Here is a 3,653-nt window from a genome sequence, read left to right as displayed (position 1 = left end):
CCGCCGGGAACCGGCGGCGGGGACGGAGCGTCGGTCACGGCATACCCGGCGCTGGTCCAGGCGGCAAGGCCGCCGTCGAGGACGCGCACGTCGGCCAGCCCCACATACGTGAGCAGCCACCAGGCGCGTGCCGACCCCATCCCGCTGCCCTGGTCGTAGACGACGACCGGGCTGGTGTCGTTGATGCCGAGGCGGCGCAGCGTGCCCTGCAGACGGGTCATGTCCGGCAGGGGATGGCGACCGCCGGGACCGGGCGGGTCGGCGAGGTCGAGGTCGACATCGACGAACAGCGCACCGGCGAGGTGGGCGGCGGCGTACAGTTCCCGTCCCGGCGTGCCGGTGAGGTTGTACTGCGCGTCGAGCAGCAGCGGTGGGCGCTCACCCGCGAGGGCGGCGTGCAGGCCGTCGGGCGTGATGAGCGTCGTCATGCACCCATCCTGGCACCGGTCACCCGGCGGGCGGCCTTCGTCGGGTCACTTCTGCAGAGTCAACTGCCCCCACGCGAACCGCCACTTCAGTCCGCTGCCGCGCCGCTGCGGGTTGTTGGACAGCAGGGCGGCGAGAGAGCCGCGCTTGGCGCCACTCGCGACCGCGTCGGCCTGGAGAAGCTGGCCCGCGAGGGTGAGTCCGGCCTTGGGTTTCTGGCCCAGATCCGACCACGGTATGGCTGCCTCGACGACCCATCCGCTCGCCGTCCGTTTGGCGACGGCCGATCCGCTCGTCCAGGTCGTGCCCTGGTCGAAGTCGTCGCCGTCGGCCTTGGCGATCGCGCGCAAGGTGCCGCCGGTTTCGTTGGGGGCGATCAGGGTTCGCGTGTCCTTGGCATCGAGTTTGGTGGTGCTGACGCGGTCGCGGAAGGTCCCGATCTCCAGGCCGATCGCGTCGCCGGTGCCGATGAGCCACGGCCGTTGCACGTGCGTCTGGGTCAGCGCCGGGTCGGCCGCGCGGGCGAAGAGGTAGAGGGCGTTCTCGTCCCAGCCGAGGCGCCACGAGGAGGTCGCCTTGGTGCTGCCCTTGCCCCCGACCTGGGTCTGCACGCTGTATGCCGGGACCTTCTCCCACTCGCGCTGGTCGCCGTCGATCGTCGGGGCCTTCGACAGGGCCGCCACCTCGACCTCGGGCCCGGGGATGGCCTCGCGGGTGTCAGGGGCCTCGTCCCCGCTCTCGGTGGCGCCGGCCGAGGTGGACGAGGCGGACGTCGTCTTCTCCGGCGTGCTCGGCGTGCTCGAGGCGCTCGCCGTCGACGCGCTCGCCGTCGAGGCGCTGCCCGAGTAGGTCACTCGGACGCGGCCCCCGCCGGACCCACCGGAACACCCGGCGAGCGCCACCAGCGCGGCAACGGCACCGGCCGTGGGGCATACGTCTGCTCATCGATCGTTCTCCCTGTCCCCAGTGCGGTCACGATAACTTGCCCGGCGCCCACCCGCGAGGATGGGACAATTTCCCGGTCATGACCGCATCCCTCCTGCCCGCACCCGCAGCCCGGCCGCTGCGCCTCGGGCCGCTCACCATCGCCTCGCCCGTCGTGCTCGCGCCGATGGCGGGCATCACGAACCGCGCCTTCCGGCGCCTGTGCCGGGAGTACGGCGGCGCCGGCGGGTCGGGAGCGACCTCGCTGTATGTCAGCGAGATGATCACCTCGCGGGCGCTCGTGGAGCGCAACGAGTTGACGATGCGGCTGATCGAGCACGACCCCGACGAGTCGCCCCGCTCCACCCAGCTCTACAGCGTCGACCCGGTGACGACGGCCGCCGCCGTGCGGATCCTCGTGCAGGAAGACCGGGCCGATCACATCGATCTCAACTTCGGATGCCCCGTGCCGAAGGTGACGCGCAAGGGCGGCGGGGGAGCGCTGCCGTGGAAGCGCGAGCTGTTCCGCTCGATCGTCGCCGCGGCGGGGTGCGGGAAGCCGAGCCGTATGACGTGCCGGTCACCGTGAAGATGCGCATGGGCATCGACGACGGACACCTGACCTATCTCGACGCCGGGCGGATCGCCGCCTCGTCGGGGGCGGCGGCGGTGGCTCTGCACGCGCGCACGGTCTCGCAGGCCTACAGCGGCACGGCGGACTGGAGCGCGATCGCCCGGCTCAAGGAGGCCGTCACATCCATCCCGGTGCTCGGCAACGGCGACATCTGGTCGGCCGAGGACGCGGTGCGGATGGTCGCCGAGACCGGCTGCGACGGCGTGGTCGTCGGACGCGGATGCCTCGGCCGCCCATGGCTTTTCGCCGATCTGGCGGCGGCCTTCGCCGGCCGGTCCGAGCGCGTGAGGCCCACCCTCGGTGAGGTGGGCGCGACGCTGCGCCGGCACGCGGCATACCTCTGCGACTTCTATGAGGACGAGGCGAAGGGCTGCCGCGACATCCGCAAGCACATCGCCTGGTATCTCAAGGGCTTTCCGGCCGGTTCGACGATCCGCCACCGGCTGGCGCTCGTCAACACCCTGGCCGATCTCGACGACCTGATCGCCGATCTCGACCCCGCCGCTCCGTGGCCGGGCGCCGACGCCGAGGGCCAGCGCGGCCGCTCGGGCAACCCGCGCCGTGTCGTGTTGCCCGAGGGCTGGCTGGACAATCCCGACCTGACGCCCGAGCAACGAGCGCTCGTGGCGCAGGCCGAGGACGATGTCAGCGGTGGGTGAGCCTCACCTGGTGCTGATCAGCGCGATCGCGCCGGTCTTGTGCGTCCATTTGCGGATCTGACCCGAGTCGTCGGCATACGCCACGCTCTGACCGTTGGCCGCGAGGGCGGGAGTGATGGTTTCCCGGGCCAGCGACGCGACCGCGTTCCCGTCGGGAGCGTCATCCCATAGGTCGAGGTCCTTGTCGAAGAGATACAGAGTGGTCGCAGACCCCCAATCGCCGATCACTACGGCCATCATCGTGCCGGCGGGATTGGCGTCCATGGTCTGCCCGTTGTGACCGGTGCACTCACCCAGATAGACGTCCAGGGCGGGGTCCCCGGCCTGCGGGGCGGTGGCGAGTTGGCTGTCGCAGTGGCCGCCCTCGGCGTAGGCGCCGGCGAGCCAAGCCACACCGTGGTTGGTTCCCGCCACGCTGCCGTAGTACTCGGCGGCGTCGCTCAGGTCCGAAAGGTAATTCGACGAGCGGGTCCATTGGTAGCCAAGATCCGACCGCCCGCCTGGTAGCTCATAGACGAATCCGACGTATGCAGCGTTGGGACTGATGGTTGTCATCTCCACCGTGCCGGAGGTGATCTGCCCGCCGCTCGACGACCTCGAGATCCGTCTGGTCGTCGCTGTCGTCACATCGCGGACGAAGACGTCCTCTGTGCTGTTGGTGTCGCCGGTAACGAGGTTGGTTGCCGTGGAACTGAAGACGAACTTCGTGCCGGTGGCGTCCATGTCCAGATTGGCCGACTTGCCGTTGGCCTGCTTGCCGCCGGCGCCGACGCTGAGTCGCAGGACGGCGCCCGTCGTGGTGTCGACGCGGAAGGCATCGGCCTGGGCGTTGGTGTCGCCGGCCACGAGGTTGGTCGCGCTGGAGATGAAGGAGACGTACCGGCCGTTGTCGGAGATCTTCGGCCAGAAGCTGGATCCATTGGCCTGCGTCGCTCCCGCGCCGATCGACACCCGGCGGGTCTTCTTCGCCACGGTGTCGCGCACGAAGATGTCGCGCTTGCCGTTGGTGT

3 protein-coding genes and 2 pseudogenes are annotated in these 3,653 nt (G+C 70.3%); 2 read left to right on the top strand and 3 right to left on the bottom strand.

What is annotated here, in order from left to right:
* On the bottom strand, positions 1 to 428 hold a 428-nt coding region (locus tag BN11_RS17805; RefSeq protein WP_048699638.1), incomplete at its 3' end, for a sulfurtransferase.
* A gap of 45 nt (positions 429 to 473) precedes the next feature.
* Positions 474 to 1,109 carry a sugar-binding protein gene (locus tag BN11_RS17800; RefSeq protein ID WP_048699637.1) on the bottom strand — a complete coding sequence of 212 codons (636 nt, stop codon included), beginning with the start codon at positions 1,107 to 1,109 and terminating at the stop codon, positions 474 to 476.
* A 31-nt stretch (positions 1,110 to 1,140) separates the two neighbouring features.
* On the opposite strand from BN11_RS17800, the gene BN11_RS25675 reads away from it, so the two are divergent.
* Together BN11_RS25675 and dusB are read left to right on the top strand one after the other, a co-directional pair.
* Positions 1,141 to 1,275, top strand: a complete 135-nt coding sequence (locus BN11_RS25675; protein WP_268807144.1) for a hypothetical protein — start codon at positions 1,141 to 1,143, stop codon at positions 1,273 to 1,275.
* Positions 1,276 to 1,450: 175 nt separating this feature from the next.
* A pseudogene (gene dusB, locus BN11_RS17795) lies at positions 1,451 to 2,643 on the top strand (tRNA dihydrouridine synthase DusB).
* 3 nt (positions 2,644 to 2,646) lie between these two features.
* Here dusB and BN11_RS17790 read toward each other — a convergent pair.
* Positions 2,647 to 3,653 (bottom strand): annotated as a pseudogene (locus BN11_RS17790) (hypothetical protein); the annotation flags it as partial.

Source organism: Nostocoides australiense Ben110 (genome assembly GCF_001050535.1).
Lineage (GTDB): Bacteria > Actinomycetota > Actinomycetes > Actinomycetales > Dermatophilaceae > Nostocoides_A > Nostocoides_A australiense.
This window is presented reverse-complemented; position numbering and strand designations above follow the sequence as displayed.